Source organism: Nonomuraea sp. NBC_00507, assembly GCF_036013525.1.
Classification (GTDB): domain Bacteria; phylum Actinomycetota; class Actinomycetes; order Streptosporangiales; family Streptosporangiaceae; genus Nonomuraea.
Window position 1 is genome coordinate 11942966 of record NZ_CP107853.1, and the last position, 21877, is coordinate 11964842.

Here is a 21877-nt window from a genome sequence, read left to right on the forward strand (position 1 = left end):
TTCCTGGCGGTTCCATGAGCCTGGCTAGGGTGCGTTGCCTGTGAGGGAGCGAAGCGAGCGAACCAATAAACACAGCAGTGCCGCGCTCACAGGGTCGCCGAAGGCGAGCCTGTGAGCGCGACCGTAATAGCCGAGCCTGTCACCGCCAGGGATCCGTTCTTCGACAACGCCAAATACCTGGCCATCCTGCTCGTCGTATGCGGTCACCTCATCGAGAACCAGCGGGACGCGCCCCTCGCGCACGCGCTCTACTTCTACGTGTACGTCTTCCACATGCCGCTGTTCATCGTGCTCACCGGCTACCTGTCGCGGAAGTTCACGTTCGGGGCGGGCAAGGCACGCAAGCTGATCTCCACGCTGGCGGTGCCATACGTGATCTTCGAGCTGGCGTACTCGCTGCCCCGGCTGTTCCTCTACGGGAAGTTCGAGCTGAGCCTGCTGGAGCCGTACTACCTGACCTGGTTCCTGATGTCGTTGTTCTTGTGGCGGCTGTCCACGCCGGTGTGGCAGCAGCTCAGGTGGCCGTTGCTGGTCGCGGTCGTGCTGTCACTGCTGACCGGGATGAGCAAGCTGCCCGACGAGCTGTCCATGAACCGCACGTTCGGCCTGCTGCCCTTCTATGTGCTGGGGCTGATGCTGAAGCCGGAGCACTTCCAGTGGCTGCGCAGGCCGTACATGAGGCTGGCCGGGGCCTGCGTGCTCGGCCTGGGGCTGGCGACGGCGCTGCTCGTGCACGCCGCCGTGCCGACGGAGTGGATCAGGTGGCGGCTGTCGAACACGGAGATCGGCGTGGACGACCTCACCGGCACGGCGATCAGGCTGGGGCTGCTGGTGGCGGGGGCGCTGCTGGTGGCGGCGTTCCTGGCGGTGACGCCGGCGCGGCACACGTGGTTCAGCGGGCTGGGCGCGGCCACCATGTACGCCTACCTGCTCCACGGTTTCGTCGTCAAAGCCACCGAGCGGTTCGAGCTGGGCCTGCTGCCGTCGATCGGGCTCGGCCTGGTCGCGGCCACGCTGCTGTGCACGCCGCCGGTGCGCAAGCTCTTCCACTGGGCGGTCGAGCCCCGTATGTCCTGGGCCTTCACCCCGCTGCGCAAACCCAGCTGAGAGAGTACTTTCGGGAAGTGGCCATCGATTTCACCCTCGCCCCCGAGCACGAGGAGATCCGCAAGCGGGTTCGCACCTTCATCCAAGGCACCGTCATCCCCGCGATGGAGGAGGTGAAGGAGCACGACCGCGACGCGTACCTGCGGACCCTCGCCCGGCTGCGCTCACAGGCGAAGGCCGAGGGCCTGTGGCTGCCGCACATGCCGAAGGAGTGGGGCGGCATGGGGCTCGGCCACGTGGAGCTGGCCATGGTGCAGTCGGAGGCGGCCAAGACCCGCGTCGGCCCGTGGGTGCTCAACTGCATGGCCCCCGACGAGGGCAACATGCACACGCTGCTGCACTGGGCGACGGACGAGCAGAAAGAGAAATACCTGCGCCCGCTGCTCGACGGCACGCAGATGTCCTGCTTCGCGATGACCGAGCCGGAGGTGGCGGGCTCCGACCCCACGCTGATCCGCACCGAAGCCGTACGCGACGGCGACGAATGGGTGGTCAACGGCCACAAATGGTTCATCTCCAATGCCCGGCGCGCCACCTTCGCCATCCTCATCGCCAGGACGGAGCCGGACGTGCCGGAGGGGTCGCGCGGCGCCACTACCGCCTTCCTCGTGGACCTGCCCAGCCCGGGCTGGAACGACGTGCGTGAGGTCGAGACCATGCACGGCTCGACCGGCCACAGCGAGATCCACATCCAGGACCTGCGCGTGCCCGACGACCAGATCCTGGGCGGACGGGGCAACGGCCACCGCCTGGGTCAGTATCGCCTCGGTCCGGCCAGACTCGCCCACTGCATGCGGTGGATCTCGCAGGCGGAGACCGCGCTGGACATGATGGTGGACCGCGCGCTCACCCGCTACAGCCACGGCTCCCTGCTGGCCGAGAAGCAGGGCATCCAGTGGATGATCGCCGATTCCACCATGGAGCTGTACCAGTGCAAGCTGATGGTGCTGCACGCCGCCTCCAAGATCGACAAGGGTGAGGATTTCCGCACCGAGGTGTCGATGGCCAAGCACTTCGTGGCCAACAGCCTCAACCGGATCGTGGACCGGGCGATCCAGGTGCACGGGGCGCTGGGATATTCGACGGACACGCCGCTGGCGAGCATGTTCCAGCACGCCCGCTGGGCCCGCTTCGCCGACGGGGCCGATGAGATCCACCAGATGCGCATCGCCGAACGCACGATCGCCGCCTATCGGGCGACCGGCTCGACGAGCGCCGCCACCGGCGACCTTCCTCTGTAGTCCTCCGCCCCTCCCGCCCCGGAACGACGTGCTCGCCTCCGGGGCTTTTTCATGCCATTGCCGGGCCAGGACGTGAATGTTACGGTGACACCTGTCAGAAATTTATTACACCAGACAGATCAAGATGAACAAGGAGTCTCATGAAGGCGATCCGCTTCTACGCCTACGGCCCGCCCAGCGTGCTCACTCTCCAGGACACCGGCCTGCCGGCGGTCGGGGACGACGACGTGCTGGTCCGCGTCCGAGCAGCCGCGGTCAACGCCGGCGACTGGCATTTCATGCGGGGCGCGCCCTACATCTTCCGCGCGGTGGCCGGCCTGACCCGCCCCAAGGCCAACGGCCTGGGCGCCGACTTCGCCGGGCACGTCGAGGCAGTGGGCGCGAATGTCACCGCGTTACAACCGGGCGACGAGGTGTTCGGCTGCGGCAAGGGAACACTCGCCGAATACGTCTCCGTCCGCCAGGACGCGGCGGTGCTGAGGAAGCCGGCCAACTTGACGTTCGAGCAGGCGGCGGCCGTGCCGACGGCGGCGGTCACCGCCCTGCTCGGCCTCCGCGACGTGGGACGGGTCCAGCCCGGGCACCGGGTGCTGGTCAACGGCGCCGCGGGCGGAGTGGGCACCTTCGCGGTGCAGATCGCCAAAGCTCTGGGCGCCGAGGTGACCGCCGTGTGCAGCACCGGCAACGTCGAGATGGTCCGCTCCATCGGCGCCGACCACGTCCTCGACTACACCAAAGAAGACTTCACCCGCGGCGGCCGGCGCTATGACCTCATCCTCGACAACGTCGGCAACCATCCCCTGTCGGCGATCAGACGCGTTCTGACCACCCGCGGGACGTTCATCCCCATCTCCGGCAGCGGCGGTCGCTGGGTCGGCCCCATAAACCGGATCATCGGGGGGAAGCTGATGTTCCTGTTCGGCGGCCAGAGGCTCGTGAACTACATGGCACGCCCGAGCAAGGACACGCTCACCGCCCTGCACGACCTCCTCGACGACAAGAAGATCACCCCGGTCATCGACCGGACGTACGCGCTGAACGAGGCGGCGGAGGCGATCCGCTACCTGGAAGAAGGACACGCCAGGGGCAAAGTCGTCATCACCGTCTGAACCGCCGGCTCGGGCTCGAGGTAGCGGTGCAACACCGGATGCCACCGGTTGGCGCGGCGGTCGCGGAGGGCGGCGACGGCGATGCAATATTTGCTCACACTCACCGGCCGCACCCCCATCCCCCATAACACCCGATCGACGGCCGCCTTGCCGTCCGCGGACTTCGACTCCAGCAGGACCAGGTCCCGGCGGGCGGGCACGACCCGGCCCGCACCGCGGCAGACCAGACCGGTGTCGCAGGTGAGCCGGGCCATTCCTGCCCGGTCCACCAGGGTCACCCTCTTGTAGTCGGTGGACAGGACCGGCCCCAGCGGGCGGGGCATGGTCAGGCGGAGCTCACGCACCAGGGTGTCGCTCACGAAGTCCAGCGCCTCCGCGGTGAGCGCGTGCGCCGGCGCGTCGTCGTAGGGGATGCGGTGTTTGTCGGTGCTGCCGCGTGCCCCGCTGAGCTTGAGCTCCAGCCACCGGCCGCCCCCGTCCAGGTACGTCCGCGTCCGGAGCTTGAACCGGCGGCGCCGGTCCTGCCGATGCTGCCGGAAGGTGACCAGGTCCGGCGTGTCGAAGTACGTCGAGGTGTAGCGGAACTGCCGCCGCCCGTCGATCCGCAACACCGCGAACCGGTCACCCAGCTCGGCGGCGAGCCTGACCATGGTCGCGGCCGGCACGATGTACTTGGAGTCCACCCGGCTCATCAGCTCCGGCACGTCCTCGAGCTCGATCGCCGCCGCCCCCGCGGCGACCCCGGCGAGCACCACGTCCGCGTTCACCGCACCCTCGCCTTCATGTCCGGCACCACGTAGCGCACGTCCACGACGGTCACGTCGCGTACGTAGTCCACCTGAGTGACCATGGCCTGCAGCACCCGGGCCCGCAGCCGGCTCTCCAGGTCGGCCTTCAGCAGCTCCGGGTCCGCGTGCACGACGTCCAGCGTCACGAGCTGCTGGCGGGTGCGGCCGAGCAGCCCGCGGTGGTCGGCGACGTACATCACCGCGAGCAGCACCCCGTTCAGGGTGAGAGCCGTCAGCGGCATCGCCGCCGCGATCCCGTTGACCAGCCCCAGCACGATCGCGACAAAGTAGTAGGCGATCTCCTGCTGGGTGATCTCGCTGGAGCGCAGCCGGATGATCGACAGCAGCCCGAACAGCCCGAATCCGACGGCGATGTCGACCCGCTGGACAAGCAGCAGCGACACCACCGCGAAGATGCCCACGTTCAACGCAATGTAGGCGAACAGCAGATCGCGCCTGTGGTGGCGCCGATAGTAGATGCCGTAGGCGAGCAAGATGATCGCCACGAGGTCCATCGCCAGTCCGGTGAACACGGTCCCTCCTCTTTCTGTCCTGTTGATGAACAGCCTGGAGGAGCCCGGTGAAGCGGATGTGAGGCGATGATTAGGCGACTCTCATGCGGTATCCGGTGCCGCGTACGGTCTCGATCCGGTCCGCGCCGATCTTGCGACGCAGGTACCGCACGTAGACGTCCACGACGTTCGAGCCGGGGTCGAAGTCGAACCCCCACACGTGGCTCAGCAGTTGCTCCCGGGTCAGCACCTGGTCCGGGTGCCGGCAGAAGATCTCCGCCAGCGCGAACTCCCTGGTGGACAGGTCCACCGCCCGATCCCCCACGTAAGCCCGCCTGGTCCGCAGATCCAGCGACAGATCCGACACGCGCAGCACGGTCACCTCGGGCGTGCGCTCGGCCCGCAGCCGCAGCCGCACGCGCGCCAGCAGTTCCTCGAAGGCGAAGGGCTTGGCGATGTAGTCGTCCGCGCCGCCCTCCAGCCCCGCCACGGTGTCGGTGACGCTGCCGCGGGCGGTCAGGATGATCACCGGGATGGTCACCTTGGACTCCCGCAACCGCCGCAACACCGTGAAGCCATCGCTCAACGGCAACCCGATGTCCAGGATGAGCAGGTCGAACCCGCCCGCGCACGCCAGGTCGTACGCCGCGAGCCCGTCCCCCACCACGGCGGTCACGAACCCGTTGGCCCGCAGCCCCTTCTCCACGAAGGAGGCGATCCTGGCCTCGTCCTCGGCGATCAGAATGCGGTTCACCGCACCTCCCACAGCGGGATGGACATGACAAAACAGGCCCCGCCGCCCGGGGCCTCGGTCACCTGTACCCAGCCCTCATGGGCCTCGGCGATGGATTTCACGATGGCCAGGCCGAGCCCGGACCCGTCATGGGCGCCGGTGCGGCCCGCCCCGCGGGTGAACCGGCCGAAGATGCGCTCCCGGTCGGCCGGCGCCACTCCGGGGCCGCTGTCGCGTACCCACAGCTCGGCCCGCCCGTCCCGGACGGCCGACCCCACGGCGATCAGGTCGCCGTCCTTCGTGTGCCGGAAAGCGTTGGCGACCAGCTGCATGAGCGCCTGCGTGAGCAGCTGGCGGTCGGCCGGCACGCGAGCCTCGGCCACCTCGTCCACCCGCCACTTCCGCTCGCCGAGCGCCCGCGCCTTGGCGACCACGCTGACCGTGAGGTCGGCCAGCTCGACGGTGTCCACGGCCAGGAAGCCCGGCTGCTCGGCCTTGGCGAGGGTGAGGAGGTCATCGACGATGCGGTTCATGCGCTCCAGCTCGTCGGTGACCAGGGCCAGCGTCTCAGCGCGGTCGGCCGGGTCGTCGCCCATGAGCTCGAGGTGGCCGCGGATGACGGTGATCGGCGTACGCAGCTCGTGCCCGGCGTCGTCGAGGAAGTTCCGCTGCGCCAAGAAGGCCCGTTCCAGCCGGTCCAGCATGTGGTTGAACGTGCCGGCGAGCGCGGCCACGTCGTCGTCACCCGGCACGTCCAATCTGCGGGTCAGGTCGGAGGAGTCGCTGATCTGCTCGGCCGTCTGGCTGACCAGCCGGACCGGCGCCAGCACCCGCCCGGCCACGAACCACCCGGCCGCCCCGGCCAGCGCCATCGCGGCCAGCGCGGACAACCCGAGCACCCGCACCGCCTCCACGATCTCACTACGGTGCCTGTCGTAGAAGATCGCCACCACGAGGTGGGCGGGGCGGGGGTCGGCGGTCACCCTGACCGGGATGACCGCGTAGCGGACCCTTCCCCCGGCGCTCTCGACATTCCCGCTGACCGTCCTGGTGGCCGCGGCCAGCCGCGCCACCAGGTCGTCGTCGGTGTCGAGACGCACGGGCGGCGGGATCGCCGTGATCCTGTGGGGCTGGCCGTCGACGATGCTGAAGAAGGTCTCATGCCGGTCCGGCGAGTTGATCGCGAGGTACCCCTCGAGCAGGACCTCGACGTCCGTGACGGCACGGTTGTTGTCCGCGTAGCTCCGCAGCTTGTCGACCTCGTTCTCGAGCTCGTGCCGCACCCGGTTGTCCAGGCCGGTCTGCAGGAAGGTCCAGGTCGCGAAGATCGAGACTGACAGGGCGAGGCCGACGACGACGAGCATCCAGCCCACGATCCGGGCACGGGCGCTCACTCGCATACGGCCTTCCCATCAGTCATCACCGTCATCGTCCCCGCCGTCGTCGCCGTCGTCATCGTCACCATCATCGCCGCCGGGCCTGGGAGACGGCGGTTTGACCGGCTCGGCCTTGGTCTTGCGCGGGGCAGGCCGCTTGCTCTCGGTCCGCTCGGACGTGCCGGCCGCATCGCCCGGCTGGCTCCGGCCAGGCGACGGGGATTGACTTCGATCAGCCGCCGGCGAGGCCGGGGCCGAAGGGGACGGCGTGACCACGACGGGCTCACCCAGGTCAGACCCTTGATCGGCCGCATTGACCAGTCCCACCGACAGCAGCCCGGCCACCGCCACACCCAGTCCGAGGAGCATCACCATCGCCCGCTGTTTCATGCCATCGACCTTGACGCCCTTCGAGGAGACCACGCTGAAGCCCAAATGAGAAAGCTCTCATCTGATCACGCTTTGTATAGAATATGGTTCTACATACCGGGCGGTCGGTTCAGGAGGAGCATCCATGCAGGTGCGGGACAAGGTCGTCGTGGTCACGGGTGCGGCGGGCGGGATCGGCCGGGCGCTGGCCCTGCGGTTCGCCGCGGAAGGCGCGGCGGGGGTGGTGGTCGCCGACCTCGACGAGGCGGGCGCGAGCGCGGTGGCCAAGGAGATCGGCGAGCGCGCGGTGCCCGCCCGGGTGGACGTGGCATCGGAGGCAGACGTCGCCGCCCTGGTGGACACCCCGTTCGGCCCCGTCGACCTGTTCTGCTCCAACGCCGGCATCATCGGCGGCCACGGCCTGGACGCCCCCGACCAGGAGTGGAGCGACCTGTACGCGATCAACGTCCTGGCCCACGTGTACGCCGCCCGCGCCGCCGTCCCCTCCATGATCGCCCGCGGCGGCGGCTACCTCCTGAACACCTGCTCCGCGGCCGGCCTGATCGGCTGCCCCGGAGACGCCCCGTACGCGGTCACGAAGGCGGCGGCGATCGCGTTCGCCGAGTGGGTCGCCATGCACTACAGCTCCCAGGGCATCAAGGTCAGCGTGTTGTGCCCGCAAGGGGTGCGGACGAACATGTACGAGCGCGGCCAGGAGGAGGACCACCTGACCGCCCGCGCGGTGGGCGCGTCGGGCACGATCCTCGACCCGGCCGACGTGGCCACCACCGTCGTCGAGGGCCTGGCGGCCGAGCGCTTCCACATATTCCCGCACCCGGAGGTGGCGGAGTTCGCGCGCCGCAAGGCGGAGGATCCCGACCGATGGCTGGCCGGGATGTCGCGCTTCATCGACTCCCTGACGACGTCATGACGGGCGACACGGCCGCGGCCCGCCGCGCCTGGCGCCGCCTGGAGCCCTTGCACGGCATGATCTACTTCGTTCCCGAGGCCGCCGCCCGCTACGCCAACCTCGGCCTCACCGGCATGTCCGGATATTTCGCCTCGCGTGGCGCTGCCTTCGGCCGGGCCTCCGCCGACCTGGTCATCGCCACCTTCTACAACTTCTGCCCCGACCTCGTACGCCGCTCCCTCCCCGCCGCCTGGGACGTGGTGACGCCGGAGCAGATGCTCGAGGCCCGCCTCGAAGCCGCCGACGAAGCCCTGCGCCGGGCGGGCATCCACGAGCTTCCTCACCTGGCCGAGACCCTCGACCTGGCCCGCCGCGCCGCCACGGCAGCCTGCGACCATCCCCAGGGCCGACCGCTCTTCGCCGCCCACGCCGCGCTCCCCTGGCCGGACGACCCGCTCCAGCAGCTCTGGCACGCCCAGACCCTGCTCCGCGAGTTCCGCGGCGACGGCCATGTGGCCACCCTCCTCGCCGAAGGCCTCACCGGCCTGGAAGCCCTGGTCCTCCATGCCGCCGGCGGCGAGGTCCCCGTCGCTTTCCTCAAGATCAGCCGTGCCTGGCCGGAGGAGGCATGGACGGCCGCGGAAGCCGGCCTCCACGCCCGCGGGCTCCTGGAAGGGGGCGCGCTGAGCGCAGCGGGCCAGGCGCTGCGCCGCCACCTCGAGGACCGTACGGACACCCTGGCCATGGCCGCGTACGGGGCGCTGGGCGAGGACGGCTGCGAGCGCCTGGCCGAACTCGCCCGCCCCTTCGGCCGCCGGGTCGTGGACGCGGGCCTGCTCAGCCTCGGCTGACGACCTGGCCCGGCAGGCTGCCGGGCTGATCGACGTAGACGGTGCCCCCGCGCTGCCGGAACTCCTCCGCCTTCTCCGCGTAGCCCGCCTGGCGGATGTCGTGGCTGATCCGCATGGAGCAGAACTTCGGCCCGCACATCGAGCAGAAGTGCGCGGTCTTGGCCGGCGCGGCAGGCAGGGTCTCGTCGTGGAAGGCGCGGGCGGTGCCGGGGTCGAGCGACAGGTCGAACTGGTCCTCCCAGCGGAACTCGAACCGCGCGTCCGACAGCGCGTCGTCCCACTCCTGCGCCCGCGGATGCCCCTTGGCCAGGTCCGCCGCATGGGCGGCGATCTTGTAGGTGATCACGCCGGTCTTGACGTCGTCCTTGTCCGGCAGGCCGAGGTGCTCCTTGGGGGTGACGTAGCAAAGCATGGCGGTGCCGTACCAGCCGATCATGGCGGCGCCGATGCCGGAGGTGATGTGGTCGTAGCCCGGGGCGATGTCGGTGATCAGCGGCCCGAGGGTGTAGAAGGGGGCGTCGTCGCAGAGCTCGCGCTGCAGGTCGACGTTCTCCTTGATCTTGTGCATGGGCACGTGTCCCGGGCCCTCGATCATGACCTGGACGTCGTGCTCACGTGCGACCCTGGTCAGCTCGCCGAGCGTGCGCAGCTCGGCGAACTGGGCCTCGTCGTTGGCGTCCGCGATCGAGCCGGGCCGCAGCCCGTCCCCGAGTGAGAACGACACGTCGTAACGAGCGAGGATCTCGCACATGTCGGCGAAGTGCTCGTACAGGAAGCTCTCACGGTGGTGCGCCAGGCACCAGGCGGCCATGATCGAGCCGCCGCGCGAGACGATGCCGGTCTTGCGGCCGGCGGTGAGCGGCACGTACGCCAGCCGCACCCCCGCGTGCACGGTCACGTAGTCCACACCCTGCTCGCACTGCTCGACGAGCGTGTCCCGGTAGATCTCCCACGACAGGTCCTCAGGACGGCCCTTGACCTTCTCCAACGCCTGGTAGATGGGCACGGTGCCGACCGGGACCGGCGAGTTGCGGATGATCCACTCACGGGTCTCGTGGATGTCCGGGCCGGTGGACAAGTCCATGATCGTGTCCGCGCCCCACCGCGTGGCCCAGGTCATCTTCTCGACCTCCTCCTCGATGGAGGACGTCACGGCCGAGTTGCCGATGTTGGCGTTGATCTTCACGAGGAAGTGGCGGCCGATGATCATCGGCTCGGACTCGGAGTGGTTGACGTTGGCGGGGATGATGGCCCGGCCGGCCGCGACCTCCTGGCGGACGAACTCGGCGTCGAGGCCCTCACGGACGGCCACGAACTCCATCTCCCTGGTGATCAGCCCCTTCCTGGCGCAGCCGACCTGGGTGACGGGCTGGCCGGCGGCGCGGCGGTCGCGTACCCACTGCTCGCGCAGGCGCGGCAGCCCGCGCCTGACGTCGGTCTCGATGGCGGGGTCGGTGTGCGGGCCTGACGTGTCGTACAGCGTCACCGTCGATCCGTTCGACAGACGCACCTGACGCATCGGCACATGGAGGTCACCGGTGTAAACCTTGGTAAAACGCGCGTCATGCATCGCGCAAACTCCCTTCGCCGGCATTATCCGGAGCAGGTTCTGGCGGTCGGCGGCTGTCAGCCGTCCTCTCAGCCCGGTCCGTACCGGGCTCCCGCGTTGGACGGCGATGATCGTACCCATCCCCGATGCCGCGCCAAACCTGGCATGATCCGGGTCATGGAGGATCCGACCCCCCGCACAACGGCGACCTACGACCGCATCGCCCCGGTTTTCGCCGAGCGCAGCCGGACCCGCAGCGGCGGCTTCCTGGCCTTCCGTCAGCGGTTCGCCGAGGTGGCGCGGGGGCCGGTGGCCGACCTGGGGTGTGGTCCTGGGCATGACGCGGCCTGGTTCCTGGAGCAGGGGCTGCCGGTGGTCGGGGTCGACCGCTCGACCGAGATGGCCAGGCTGGCCGCCGCCCAGAGGGTGCCCGCGGTGCTCGGTGACCTGCGCAGGCCGCCGCTCGCCCCCGGCTCACTGGCGGGTCTGTGGTGCTGTGCGGCGCTGCTCCACGTGCCCGCCGACGAGACCGAGCCGACGTTGCGCGCCTGGTCGGCGGCGCTGCGGCCGGGCGGCGTGCTCGGAATGAGCACTTCAGCCGGCGACCGGCAGGAATGGGAGCCGATCCCCTACGACACCGAGGTCTCCCGGTGGTTCGTGCACCGCGACCCCGACACGCTGCTGGCGATGCTGGAATCGACCGGGTTCGAGGTCCTGGAACACGGTCTGAGCACCACCCACCGCACCTGGCTCAGCGTGCTGGCGCGCCGGCGCGAGGTTTGACGAGCGCCCTGGGCGGTACGTCCCCATCAGGGGAAACCATGATGAAGATAGCCGCTGTCGCAGGACTCGTGGTGGTGGCCGCGTTGGGAGGGACCACCGCCGCTGGGGACGGCATGGACAAGCACGAAGTCAGCCAGGAGCAGTTCGACACCTTGATGGCCCAATGCCGCTACGCCAACACGGCGCGGGCGCGGACCCAGTGCCGCACGGACGTCAAGGCCATGTACCGGATCGGAGAGGCCGACCCCACGCTCGACTGCCGCACGTACTCCGGCGTGTCCGTCTGCGGCACGCTGAAGCTCAGCAGAGCCGAGCGCCAGTGCACCAAGGACTCCACGGACAAAGGGCTGCCGTTCCGCCGGGCAGAGGTGGAGTGCTTCGCGTTTACCTGAAAGGCGGTCGTCGTGATCATCGTTGGGGTGGACGGCTCACGCACCGGGCTGGAAGCCGCCGCGTGGGCTACTGCCGAGGCCGCCCTTCGACGCACGCGGCTCGTCGTGGCCCACGCCGTGGCCAAGTGGGTGTACGAGGACACGCCCAGCAGCCACTACGCCGAGGTCAGGCGATGGATGCGCGAGGGCGCCACCACAGTGCTCGCGGCGGCCGAGGACCGGGTCCGTCGCGAGCACCCGGAGGTGGAGGTGACCACCGAGCTGCTGCCCGGCGATCCCCGCACTGCGTTGATCCACGCCTCCGAAGGCGCCGAGCTGCTGGTCGTGGGCAGCCGCGGCATCGGCGGCATCCGCGGGCTGCTGGTCGGGTCCGTCGCGCACGGAGTGGCCGCGCACGCCCGTACGAACGTGGTCCTCATCCGTGAGCTGCCCCGGCCGCCGCGCAGGGAAATCGTGGCCGGGGTGGACGGCTCGCCCGGCGGGCTGTGCGCACTCGACTTCGCCCTCACCGAGGCCGAGTTGCACGGTGCGCGGGTGCGTGCCGTACAGGCGTGGGCCTGGCCGCACCCGAGCGGCTTCGAACCGGCCGACCCCAACGGCGAGCAGAACGCCCTCCGGGCGCTGCAGAAGCTGACCGCCGACGGCCGGTCGCGGCATCCAGGGGTGGAGGTGGTGGCCGAGGTCGTCCACGGGCACCCCATCGAGGTGCTCAAGGAAGCGGCTGCGCGGGCCGACCTGCTGGTAGTGGGGACGCGCGGGCACGGTCAGCTGACTGGGATGATCATGGGTTCGATCAGCCACGCCCTGCTCCACCACGCGTCGTGCCCGCTCGCCATCGTCCGCCCCTGACTTGAAAGTTACATCCCGGATCGCGCATCGCCGCAGGTCGCGTCCCTCTGCCCAGGCAGCCGCCTTCCCGTCTCCGAGCCGCGCTCTTACGATCAACGCCAGGCGACGACGGGAGCGCGGACGATGCGGAAGACCTGGGCGTTACTGGCGGCGTTGCTCGCGACGGCCGGCGCAGTGCTGTTCTTGACGACCACCCCGGCCAGCGCCGCCGCCATCAGGGTCATGCCCCTGGGCGACTCGATCACCGGCTCCCCCGGCTGCTGGCGGGCCCTGCTCTGGAACAAGCTCCAGAGCACCGGCTACACGGACGTCGACTTCGTCGGCACCCTCCCGGCGCAGGGCTGCTCGGTCCCGTACGACGGCGACAACGAGGGACACGGCGGCTACCTGGCCACGAACGTCGCCAACCAGAACCAACTGCCCGGCTGGCTCGCCGCGACCCGGCCCGACATCGTCATGATGCATTTCGGCACCAACGACGTGTGGAGCAACATCCCGCCCGCGACGATCCTCAGCGCGTACACCACGCTGGTGAACCAGATGCGGGCGAGCAACCCCGCCATGAAGATCCTCGTCGCCAAGATCATCCCGATGAACCCGTCCACGTGCGCCGAATGCGCCCAGCGCGCCGTGAACCTGAACGACGCCATCCCCGGCTGGGCCGCCACCACCTCCACCCAGCAGTCGCCGATCACGGTGGTGGACCAGTGGACGGGGTTCAGCACCAGCACGGACACGTACGACGGAGTGCACCCGAACGCGGCGGGCGACCAGAAGATCTCCGACAAGTGGTACCCGGCCCTGGTGAACGCCCTGTCCGGCGTAACCCCGTCGCCCACCGTAACCCCGACCGTAACCCCCACCGTCACCCCCACCGGCACTGGCGGATGCACGGCCGCGTACAAGAACGTCGGCCAGTGGCAGGGCGGCTTCCAGGGCGAGGTCACCGTCAAGAACACCGGCACCGCGCCGATGAACGGATGGACGGTCCGGTGGGCGTTCGCCAACGGGCAGCAGATCAGCCAGATCTGGAACGGCACGCTGAGCGCGAGCGGCGCGGACGTGACGGTGCGTAACGTGAGCTGGAACGGCTCGCTGGCACCCGGCGCCACGGCCACATTCGGCTTCCTCGCCTCCTGGAACGGCGCCAACACCGCCCCCGCGCCGACCTGCGCCTAGCAGCTCGTCATGACGTCGTCACGATGGGGGCGCCTTCACTGGCCTGTCACTATGGGGGCACCTTCACTGGCCTGCACCAGCACGAAGCCCTGCCCCCTGAACGCCAGCTGCATGGCCTCCCCGCTCCCCCGCCCGATCAACGCCCCCACCTTCATCGTCCGGTTGACCCCGACCTGAAGCCCCGTGCTCCAGCAGACCGCCGACTGCCCGTCCGCGAACGTCGGCATGCGGGCGACATCGAGGAGCACCGGCGTGCCGTGCGTGGTCACCGCCACCCACCCCGTCCCCGTGACCGTCGTGTTGAACAGCCCACCCGCAGCCACCCCAGCCCCTTGCACCCGCTGAATGTCCCAAGTGAGCTGCGGCTGAAACGCCAGCAGATTCCGCCCGTTGACGGTCAGCCCTTCGTTCTCCAGGTAGAACAGGTGAATGTCGTCGGCATTGTCGGCCAGGTAGAGCAGGCCCTCACCACGGACCCGCATGAGCGAGGCGCCCTCACCGGTGACGGCCTTCTTGAACAGCTTGCCGAGCCCTCCTGCGCCCTCGTAATCGAAGTCCATCTGCCCCTGAAAGGCGACCATCGAGCCTTGTTTGGCGAGCACCTCATGAGGCAACTGGACCCGCAACATCTTCTTGTTCTCCAGCGCGAACCCACCGGGCAGCGGCTGGCCGTCGAGATTGCCGAAAATCGAGCTACGCACGATTCAACCCTTCGAACGGGAATGTTGCCGCCAGCGTACGGAAGAGCCCTACCACCCGCGCACGCGCCTCGTCGACCAAGCGCAGAGCCACGCTGGCTTCCTACGCACGGCGCCTCCGTAGTGCTGCTCCCGCGATGATGAAGCCGATCAGGTACGGATAGATGATTCCGCGTTCGAAGAGGCCGATGAGGACGCCGGCATCCGAGACGAGGATGGTTCCGAAGGCCATCAGCGAGACCAAGCCGAGTATCCCGAACACCACCAGGGCCCGGCCCAGTCTGGGGGAGATTCCTAGGAGCTGATGCGCCCTGCCGATCAGGATGGAAAGCACGTTGCCGGGGATGAACACCATGAGAGCGCCCAGCCCGTGGTAGTCGGTCGTGCCGTTGTCGTCAGACCCCGGAAACACTCCCACCAGCATGCCGCCGACCGCCAGCAGCACCGCCGTCGCGGCCATCGCCCAGCGCCGCCTGCCCGGCAGTCCCCTCAGCATGACGACGCCGCTCAGCGCGGCGAGCCCGAACAAGAAGAAGCCGGTATTCATCACCGTCGCGAGCGGGGAGTAGATGAACTGCCCAAACGCCGTTAGGGGGCCGTGAACCCCGAGGTTGCTGATGAAGTGGTGCGTGTAGCTGTAGGGCGGATCCGTCCATGCTGCGGCGGCGATGACCTCGGCGGTGAAGAAGATGCCTCCGCTGGCGATGAGCGCCGTCCCCGCCCCGCGGCGCTGCTTGATGTCGTTCAAGGTTTCCTCCTGTGGTTGGCATGTGAAGACTGAGGCGGGTCGCTCACACGGGGCACACACGGGGCACACGCGGGGCACACGCGGCGCTGACACGGACGCCCCGATTTGGGGCCTTGCGGGTGAGCGCGCGAAAATCGGGGAATGGACGGGGATGCACGGCTTCGCGTCAGGCTGCTCGGCGCGTTTCAGGTGTCCCGCGGTGACGCCGTCCTGCCCGTTGCGGGTGCGCGGTTGCAGGGCCTGCTCGTACGGCTGGCGCTCGCCGGTGGCCGCGCGGTCGAGCCGGGCGTGCTGGTCGACGCGATCTGGGCCGAGGAGCCGCCGTCCGGCCCTGCCCACGCCCTGCAGACCCTCGTATCCCGGCTGCGCCGCGCCCTCACCCCGACCGGCGCGGCCGGTGGCGTTGTCGTGCAGGTCGCGGGGGGCTACCGGCTGGCGGTGGACGCGGCCGACGTGGACGCATCGCGCTTTGAGCGGCTCACCGCTGCCGGTCGGGAGAGGCTACGGGCAGGTGACCCGGAGGCCGCGGTCGCCGCGCTCGCCGAGGCCGTGGCGTTGTGGGGCGATGATCCTGGCGCCGAACCGGCAGTCATCGCCGCGGTCGCGCCCACGGTCGCGACACGGCTGGTACATGTGTCGATCGAGGCGGTCTCCGACCTCGCCGACGCCGAGTTGTCGCTGGGACGGGCCGAGGTGGCCGCTGCCCGGCTGACCGGGTTGCTGGCCGAGCAGCCGGTCCACGAGCGGGCGGCCGCGCTGCTGATGGACGCGCTCGCCGCTCAGGGGCGTCAGGCCGAGGCGCTGGCCGTCTACGAGCGGGTCCGGCAGACCCTGGCCGATGTCCTCGGCGCCGACCCGGGCACCGCCCTGCGGGAACGCCACCAGCGCCTGCTGCGCCCCGGCCAGAGCGCCGCGGCTGTAACCGGGCGGAATGCCGGGTGGCAGGCGGCCACCGACCCCGGCCAGAAACGGCCGACCAACCTGCCCGCGCCGCTGACCAGCTTCATCGGCCGCGACGATGACCTCAGCCGCATCGGCACCCTGCTCACCACCAGGCGCCTGGTCACCGTCCTCGGCCCCGGCGGCTCCGGGAAGACTCGGCTCGCGCTGGAGGCCGCTCGCCGCCACCGCCACGAATACCGCGACGGCGCCTGGCTCATCGACCTCGCCCCCGTCACCGAACCAGCGAAGATCGCCACGGCCGTGCTCGCCGGGATCGGGCTGCGCGGCGGCGCGATGCTCGACGCCCGCAAGCGAGTCGAGGGTGACGAGCTGGACGTCCTCGTCGGCGAGCTCGGCGGCAGGGAGAGCCTGCTGCTGGTCGACAACTGCGAGCACCTGATCGACGCCGTGGCCCACCTGGTCGCGGCGCTGCTGCCCCGTAGCCCCGGGCTGCGCGTGCTCGCCACCAGCCGCGAACCCCTCGCGGTCGACGGCGAGGCGCTCGTGCCGCTGGCCCCGCTCGCGCTGCCTGACCCGGACGACAGCGTCGAACAGGCCCGAAGGGCGGCCTCGGTGCGCCTGTTCACCGATCGGGCCACCGCCGTACGACCCGGTTTCGACGTCGACGAGACCACACTGCCCGACATAGTGCGCGTGGTGCACGGCCTGGACGGCCTGCCGCTGGCCCTCGAGCTGGCCGCCGCCCGGCTGCGGACGCTGTCACTGCCCGACCTGGCCGGCGGGCTCTCCGACCGGTTCCGGCTGCTGTCCACCGGCAGCCGCACCGCGCTACCCCGGCACCGCACCCTGCGCGCGGTCATCGCCTGGAGCTGGGAGCTGCTGAGCGATCACGAACGCATCGTCGCGGAACGGATCTCCATCCTGCCCGGCGGCGTCACACCCGCCTCAGCCACCGCCGCCTGCGCCGGCACCACCGTGCCCACCGCCGCAATCCCCGAACTGCTCGCCACCCTCGTCGACCGGTCACTGCTGCAGCTCGCGCCCAGCACCGGCCGCTACCGCATGCTCGAAACCATCCGCGAGTACGGCGCCGACCGCCTGACCGACACCGGCGACCTCCGCACGGCCCGCGACCTGGCCGCCGCCCACTTCACCGAGCTGATGGCCCGCCACGACCCTCAACTGCGCGGGCCCGGCCAGCTGACGGCCATGAAGGTCATCAGCGCCGAGTACGACAACACCCTCGCCGCCCTGCGCCACCTGTGCGCCACCCACGACTCCCCCGGCGCGACCGCCCTCGCCCTGACCCTGACCTGGTACTGGCAGATGTCCGGCCGCCACTCCGACGCCGCCTACTGGCTGGGCGAGGCCCTGGCGCTGCCCGGCGGCGGGCCGACGCCCGAGCGCGACTGCGCCCGAGCCGTCTACTTGCTCAACCGGGCGGACATCCTGTCGGGGATCACCGCTGGGGAAGCCGCGGACGACCGGGCGGAGATGCGCGAGCTGGCCGACCGGCTGCTCGCGCATCCGGAGCTGCCGAGCCACTACCGCGTGTTCGGCCCGGTCCTGCTCTTCCTGCTGGAGGAGGAGGAGGCCGCGTTCGCGATCTTCCTGCGCCTGGCCGACGACGACGACGTGTGGCTGTCCGGGCTGGCCCACATGTTCCTGGCCGAGATCGCCGAGAACGCGGGCGCGCTCGACCGGATGCGTGTCCACGTGGAGGCGGCCCTGGCCTGCTTCCGGCAGGTCGGCGACCGTTGGGGCGAGGCCGCCACGCTTCCGAGGCGCGCCCGGCTGCGGCGATACGACGACCTCGACGGCGCGCTGGCCGACCTGCTCGAGGCCCGCGCGCTGGCCGGTGAGTTCGGCTCGCTCAGCCTCGGCGACCAGCTCTACAGCGACCTGCGCTGGATCGACGTGCACATGCGGCGCGGCGACACCGACTGGGCGATGGCGATGATCGACTCCGCCCGGGAGCGTGCGCTGCACGCGTCCTCGGCGGAGCTGCTGGTCCTGGTCGACGCGCGGGAGGCCGACATCCGGGTGCGGCTCGGCGACCTGGGCAGGGCGGCCGACCTACTCGACGACGCCGAACGAGGTCTGCCCGGCGACACCACGTTCCCCGCCGACCACGCCCGGACGCTGGTCGGCAGCGCACGGGCCGCCCTCTGCCTGGCTCTGGGCGACCTGCCCGGCGCCGACAAGGCGCTGCGGGAAGCGTACGCGGCCGCACTGGCAACCCGGGAACTGCCGATCCTGTCGCTGGTGACGGTGAACGCGGCCGCGCTCGCCGAAACGCGCGGCTGGCAGCACGAGTCGGCCGTGCTGCTCGGAACCGCCGCCCGGCTGCGGGGCGCGCACGACCACACCGATCCGCAGGTCCGCGAGCTCACCCGCCGTGGTCAGGCCGCGCTGGGCAGGGAAGAGTTCGCCGCAGCGTACGCGAAAGGCTGGGAGCTGGACGTAAAGACCGCCGTGACCACAGCCGACCCGGCCGGCTGAGGTAGCCCCCTTCACCCTTGAACGTTCGCCGCGAGATCCCGCACAACTTCAATCAACTCCGCCGGATCAAAGGGTTTCGTGAGGTAGGCGTCAACCCCGATACCCCGCCCCCGGCGTTTGTCGTCATCCTGCGCCCGCGCCGTGATCAACACGACCTTGATGTGACTGGTGTCCTCGTCCGTACGCAACTTCTCCGCCGTAGCCCACCCATCCAGGTACGGCATCATCACATCCAGCGTGATGACGTCGGGCATGACGTCCCGCACGCGATCAAGGCAATCCTGCCCATCCGTGGCGGTGGCCACCTCGAACCCCTCCAGATTCAGGTTGACTGCGATGAGCTGACGGATGACCTCGTCATCGTCCACGACCAGCACTTTGCCAAGAACCTCGCTCACGGGCGCAAAGTTAACCGGTAGCGGACCCGTCACGTGCGGTTTTCACGTGATGTGTTCGACGAGCGTTATCCGGTGCAGAGTGGTAGCTAGATGCTGGTAGCCTTATCACTCGTTGAGCCCCGTTAGCTCAGGGGATAGAGCACCGGCCTCCGGAGCCGGGTGCGCAGGTTCGAATCCTGCACGGGGCACGCAGAACAAGGGAAACATTTTCGGACGCCGATCCTCCTCCGGGAGGGTCGGCGATCTCTTTGGTCAGGGTCTTGATCAGTGGCATCTGCTCCGCCTTCACTGTGATGCGGATCAGGACTTCGTGCGTGTCCGCGCGGTAGCGGGTCGCGGTCGGTTCGTACTCTTCGATCTGAGTCAGGACGTTGTCCTGCCGCCTTCCGAGATCGCGGAGCTCTTTCCTGAGCCGGTAGGTGCGACCACGAAGCCCGCAGATCGGTGACGTCCTTTGTCGGCGCGCGCGGATATGACGATGGCGGTGAGGATCAGCCCTTCCTCGGCCATCCAGCGACCGGAGAACCCCGTCAGTTGCCGGCCCAGCACGTGCGGCCCGTTCACGAGCAGGCGGGCGGTGAACGTTCCCCGCAGCGGATCGATGGTCACCAGGGCGTTCTCGAAGTCCAGCCACCGCTTGGTCAGCGGGAACCAGGCCTTGTAGACCGACTCCTTGGCACTGAACAGCAGGCGGTCCCATGACGTGCCGGGATGCTCGCGGGAGAGCGTCCTGATGGCCTCGCGCTCCTCGGGCTGGGAGATGGCGTCCAGCACTCCGTTGGGCACGGTCTCATCGGGTTCGGCGTCTATGCCGATCGTGATGGCCTCCGATCGGGCCCCGATGACCGCGGCGCGGTATCCCGCACAGTGCGTGATGCTGCCGACCAGGCCCTTGGGCCACTGGGGCTCGCCGCGTACGCCGGGGAGCAGCGGCTGCGGCGGCAGGCCGAGCGCGCTCATGGCCTTCCTGGCGCACATCCGCGCCGTGGCGAACTCCGCGCGTCTCTTCTCGACGGACTTGCTGATCACCTCCTTCTCCGCGGCGAACAGTGCCGCGTCGTGGTCTTTGAACGTGTCGACGGCCGCCACCCACGGAGGAAGGATGTTCCCGATCAAGGCTTCAGCGTTCACACCTCAACGCTAGGCAGGCACCTGATCACGGGGAATCGGCGCGGGCCGATTCTGGGGCTGTCAGAGCCCTAATGAGGGGTAGGGCGGGGTAGTGGTGGGATTGCGAACGGCAGGGCCGGACACCGTGATCAGCGAGGAGTCGATCGCCCGGTTGACGGCGTCGATGCGCGAGGCGGCGCCGAGCTTCACGAAGATGTTGCGCAGGTGGCGTTTGACCGTGGCCTCTGTGGTGTTGAGCCGGGTCGCGATCTGCCGGTTGCTGTACGCCTGAGCGACCAGCTCCAGCACCTCTCGCTCCTTGCTCGTCAGGACCTCCGCGGGGGTGCTCTCCATCTGCGTCAGGCTCTCCTGAGAGACGGCCAGGACGATACGGTCGGGTTCGTGGTGGACGCTTCTGATCGCCGACACCAGCTCGTGCCGGTGCACGGTCTTGAGCAGGTAGCCGCGGATGCCGGCGGCCAGGAGCGGGCGCAGTAGGTGCGGCCCGTCGTACATGCTCAGGATGATGACCTGCGTGGCGGGCGACATCGCGCGCGCCCTGGACACGGTGTGCGCAGCCGCGTCGCCGGGGATCTCCACGTCGAGCAGCAGGATGTCCGGCCGCATCTCCGCGACCAGCTGGAGCGCGCCGCTGGAGGTGCCGGCCTCGCCCACGACCACCAGGTCGTCCTGCCCTTCCAGGATCTCCCGCAGGCCCTCCCGGAACAGCGCGTGGTCGTCCACGATGGCGATCTTGGTCGGGCGGTCAATACGACTCATCGAGCGACCCTCGCAGCGGCACGGCGAGGTCGATCCGAGTGCCCCGCTCCACCTCGCTGGTGATGGTGACCGTGCCGCCGAGCAGTGCGACACGCTCCTGGATGGAGATGAGCCCGAGGCTGTGCCGAGCGGGAGGCCGGTCCGAGTCGAAGCCGCAGCCGTCGTCGATCACGGCGGCCAGGAGCTCATGGGGGGCGATGTCCACCCTGATGACGATGGTCGATGCCCTCGCGTGACTGAGCGCGTTGCGCGTCGCCTCGGTCAGGATGAGCAGGCACTCCTCGCTGATCGCCGGTGCCACCCAGTTCTCGTCGCCGTTGACCGCCAGCTCGACCACCACGTCCTCGGCGCCGATCACATCGAGATGGGCGAGCAGCGCCTTCTCCAGACTCTGTATCGGCTCGAGGGGGTGGAGATCGGAGGTCAGCTGCCGTAATCGCCACATGGCCTCCTGGACGGCCTCCCGCGTCCGCTCGATCTTGACCATGGCCTTGGCGGGATCGTCGGCCCGGTGCATGACCGCGAGCTCCGCCTGCCTGTGGGCCACGCTGAGGCACTGGCCGATGCGGTCGTGGAGCTCTCTGGCGATGCGTCTGCGCTCGGCGAGATGCGCCTCGTGCACCTTGCTGAGCAGGAAGCCGGCGTAGCTGGTCGCGGCCTCCCTACTGCGTGTCGAGACGCTCTGTTCCAGGGTCGTCACCAGGCGCCTGAGCAGGAGGGCGGTCGCGGAATCGTCCTGGAGCCGCTGGCTCAGCGTGGTGAACGCCGTGCGGAAGAACACGGAGGCGGCCAGGAGGGACTCGCGGGGATAGACACCGGGCGTCGCCCCGGGCAGGGCAATGTCCCAGGCGAGGAGCTGGGGTGGGTCGTCGGACAGCGGGAGGCCGGCCAGCAATGCCGTGCCCATGTCGGACAGTATCTGGTTGGCGTTGGCCATCACCTGGGCTTTCGCGCGCCGATCCTGGATCAGCAGGCTCCCGGCGACTTCGA

At 69.5% G+C, this 21877-nt stretch carries 22 protein-coding genes, 1 tRNA gene and 1 riboswitch; of the genes, 11 read left to right on the forward strand and 12 right to left on the reverse strand.

Annotated elements, in window-relative coordinates:
- Window positions 1–111: 111 nt before the first annotated feature.
- The 3 genes from OHA25_RS56800 to OHA25_RS56810 all read left to right on the forward strand — a co-directional run bounded on the left by OHA25_RS56800 (window position 112) and on the right by OHA25_RS56810 (window position 3457).
- The gene (locus OHA25_RS56800; RefSeq protein ID WP_327585081.1) at window positions 112–1107 is read left to right on the forward strand and encodes an acyltransferase family protein; all 996 of its coding nucleotides are present in this window, start codon (window positions 112–114) and stop codon (window positions 1105–1107) included.
- A 17-nt stretch (window positions 1108–1124) separates the two neighbouring features.
- The gene (locus OHA25_RS56805) at window positions 1125–2348 is read left to right on the forward strand and encodes an acyl-CoA dehydrogenase family protein (protein ID WP_327585082.1); all 1224 of its coding nucleotides are present in this window, start codon (window positions 1125–1127) and stop codon (window positions 2346–2348) included.
- A gap of 140 nt (window positions 2349–2488) precedes the next feature.
- The gene (locus OHA25_RS56810) at window positions 2489–3457 is read left to right on the forward strand and encodes an NAD(P)-dependent alcohol dehydrogenase (RefSeq protein ID WP_327585083.1); all 969 of its coding nucleotides are present in this window, start codon (window positions 2489–2491) and stop codon (window positions 3455–3457) included.
- Here the strand turns inward: OHA25_RS56810 and OHA25_RS56815 are convergent.
- The 5 genes from OHA25_RS56815 to OHA25_RS56835 form a co-directional block, all read right to left on the reverse strand.
- A complete protein-coding gene (locus tag OHA25_RS56815; protein ID WP_327585084.1) occupies window positions 3409–4224 on the reverse strand; it encodes a polyphosphate polymerase domain-containing protein in 816 nt (271 codons plus the stop codon). The genes OHA25_RS56810 and OHA25_RS56815 overlap by 49 nt on opposite strands.
- Window positions 4221–4778, reverse strand: coding sequence for a DUF4956 domain-containing protein (locus tag OHA25_RS56820; protein WP_327585085.1), 558 nt, complete (start codon window positions 4776–4778; stop codon window positions 4221–4223). The genes OHA25_RS56815 and OHA25_RS56820 overlap by 4 nt, the downstream gene beginning before the upstream one ends.
- A 70-nt stretch (window positions 4779–4848) precedes the next feature.
- Window positions 4849–5511 (reverse strand): response regulator transcription factor, encoded by a 663-nt coding sequence (locus OHA25_RS56825; protein ID WP_327585086.1) that lies wholly within the window; start codon window positions 5509–5511, stop codon window positions 4849–4851.
- Complete coding sequence (locus OHA25_RS56830) at window positions 5508–6890, reverse strand: sensor histidine kinase (protein ID WP_327585087.1); 1383 nt, start codon at window positions 6888–6890, stop codon at window positions 5508–5510. The genes OHA25_RS56825 and OHA25_RS56830 overlap by 4 nt, the downstream gene beginning before the upstream one ends.
- A gap of 12 nt (window positions 6891–6902) precedes the next feature.
- Window positions 6903–7256, reverse strand: a complete 354-nt coding sequence (locus OHA25_RS56835) for a hypothetical protein (RefSeq protein ID WP_327585088.1) — start codon at window positions 7254–7256, stop codon at window positions 6903–6905.
- Between the two features lie 124 nt (window positions 7257–7380).
- Between OHA25_RS56835 and OHA25_RS56840 the strand changes: the two genes are divergently transcribed.
- Complete coding sequence (locus OHA25_RS56840) at window positions 7381–8166, forward strand: SDR family oxidoreductase (RefSeq protein WP_327585089.1); 786 nt, start codon at window positions 7381–7383, stop codon at window positions 8164–8166.
- Window positions 8163–8996 carry an SCO6745 family protein gene (locus tag OHA25_RS56845; protein ID WP_327585090.1) on the forward strand — a complete coding sequence of 278 codons (834 nt, stop codon included), beginning with the start codon at window positions 8163–8165 and terminating at the stop codon, window positions 8994–8996. Before OHA25_RS56840 ends, OHA25_RS56845 begins: the two co-directional genes overlap by 4 nt.
- On the opposite strand, the gene thiC is transcribed toward OHA25_RS56845, so the two are convergent.
- Window positions 8983–10566, reverse strand: coding sequence for a phosphomethylpyrimidine synthase ThiC (gene thiC, locus OHA25_RS56850; protein ID WP_327585091.1), 1584 nt, complete (start codon window positions 10564–10566; stop codon window positions 8983–8985). The two genes, OHA25_RS56845 and thiC, sit on opposite strands and share 14 nt — an antisense overlap.
- Window positions 10559–10671: riboswitch (TPP riboswitch) on the reverse strand. It overlaps the preceding gene by 8 nt.
- A 51-nt stretch (window positions 10672–10722) precedes the next feature.
- Between thiC and OHA25_RS56855 the strand changes: the two genes are divergently transcribed.
- The 4 genes from OHA25_RS56855 (at window position 10723) to OHA25_RS56870 (ending at window position 13748) form a co-directional block, all read left to right on the forward strand.
- Entirely contained in the window at window positions 10723–11328 is a 606-nt protein-coding gene (locus OHA25_RS56855; RefSeq protein WP_327585092.1) for a class I SAM-dependent methyltransferase, read from the forward strand.
- A gap of 38 nt (window positions 11329–11366) precedes the next feature.
- Window positions 11367–11720 (forward strand): hypothetical protein, encoded by a 354-nt coding sequence (locus OHA25_RS56860; protein ID WP_305924608.1) that lies wholly within the window; start codon window positions 11367–11369, stop codon window positions 11718–11720.
- 12 nt (window positions 11721–11732) lie between these two features.
- Entirely contained in the window at window positions 11733–12569 is an 837-nt protein-coding gene (locus OHA25_RS56865; protein ID WP_327585093.1) for a universal stress protein, read from the forward strand.
- Window positions 12570–12692: 123 nt separating this feature from the next.
- Complete coding sequence (locus OHA25_RS56870) at window positions 12693–13748, forward strand: cellulose binding domain-containing protein (RefSeq protein WP_327585094.1); 1056 nt, start codon at window positions 12693–12695, stop codon at window positions 13746–13748.
- Between the two features lie 35 nt (window positions 13749–13783).
- Here OHA25_RS56870 and OHA25_RS56875 read toward each other — a convergent pair whose 3' ends face one another.
- Together OHA25_RS56875 and OHA25_RS56880 are read right to left on the reverse strand one after the other, a co-directional pair.
- Window positions 13784–14449: an AIM24 family protein gene (locus OHA25_RS56875; protein ID WP_327585095.1), complete on the reverse strand. Its 666-nt coding sequence runs from the start codon at window positions 14447–14449 to the stop codon at window positions 13784–13786.
- Between the two features lie 100 nt (window positions 14450–14549).
- Window positions 14550–15194 carry a DUF998 domain-containing protein gene (locus tag OHA25_RS56880; protein ID WP_327585096.1) on the reverse strand — a complete coding sequence of 215 codons (645 nt, stop codon included), beginning with the start codon at window positions 15192–15194 and terminating at the stop codon, window positions 14550–14552.
- A 141-nt stretch (window positions 15195–15335) separates the two neighbouring features.
- Between OHA25_RS56880 and OHA25_RS56885 the strand changes: the two genes are divergently transcribed.
- Window positions 15336–18599 carry an AfsR/SARP family transcriptional regulator gene (locus tag OHA25_RS56885; protein ID WP_327585097.1) on the forward strand — a complete coding sequence of 1088 codons (3264 nt, stop codon included), beginning with the start codon at window positions 15336–15338 and terminating at the stop codon, window positions 18597–18599.
- 11 nt (window positions 18600–18610) lie between these two features.
- Here the strand turns inward: OHA25_RS56885 and OHA25_RS56890 are convergent, their stop codons facing one another.
- Window positions 18611–18997, reverse strand: coding sequence for a response regulator transcription factor (locus tag OHA25_RS56890; RefSeq protein ID WP_327585098.1), 387 nt, complete (start codon window positions 18995–18997; stop codon window positions 18611–18613).
- A 116-nt stretch (window positions 18998–19113) separates the two neighbouring features.
- Here OHA25_RS56890 and OHA25_RS56895 point away from each other — a divergent pair.
- Window positions 19114–19185: transfer RNA gene (locus OHA25_RS56895), tRNA-Arg, on the forward strand.
- Between the two features lie 175 nt (window positions 19186–19360).
- Here OHA25_RS56895 and OHA25_RS56900 read toward each other — a convergent pair.
- Genes OHA25_RS56900 through OHA25_RS56910 form a run of 3 tightly spaced genes read right to left on the reverse strand, consistent with a single transcriptional unit; the run spans window position 19361 to window position 21794 of the window.
- Window positions 19361–20128: a 4'-phosphopantetheinyl transferase family protein gene (locus OHA25_RS56900; RefSeq protein WP_327585099.1), complete on the reverse strand. Its 768-nt coding sequence runs from the start codon at window positions 20126–20128 to the stop codon at window positions 19361–19363.
- A 60-nt stretch (window positions 20129–20188) separates the two neighbouring features.
- On the reverse strand, window positions 20189–20887 hold the full coding sequence (locus tag OHA25_RS56905; RefSeq protein ID WP_327585100.1) for a response regulator transcription factor: 699 nt from the start codon (window positions 20885–20887) through the stop codon (window positions 20189–20191).
- Window positions 20874–21794 (reverse strand): sensor histidine kinase, encoded by a 921-nt coding sequence (locus tag OHA25_RS56910; protein WP_327585101.1) that lies wholly within the window; start codon window positions 21792–21794, stop codon window positions 20874–20876. The genes OHA25_RS56905 and OHA25_RS56910 overlap by 14 nt, the downstream gene beginning before the upstream one ends.
- Window positions 21795–21877: the final 83 nt, after the last annotated feature.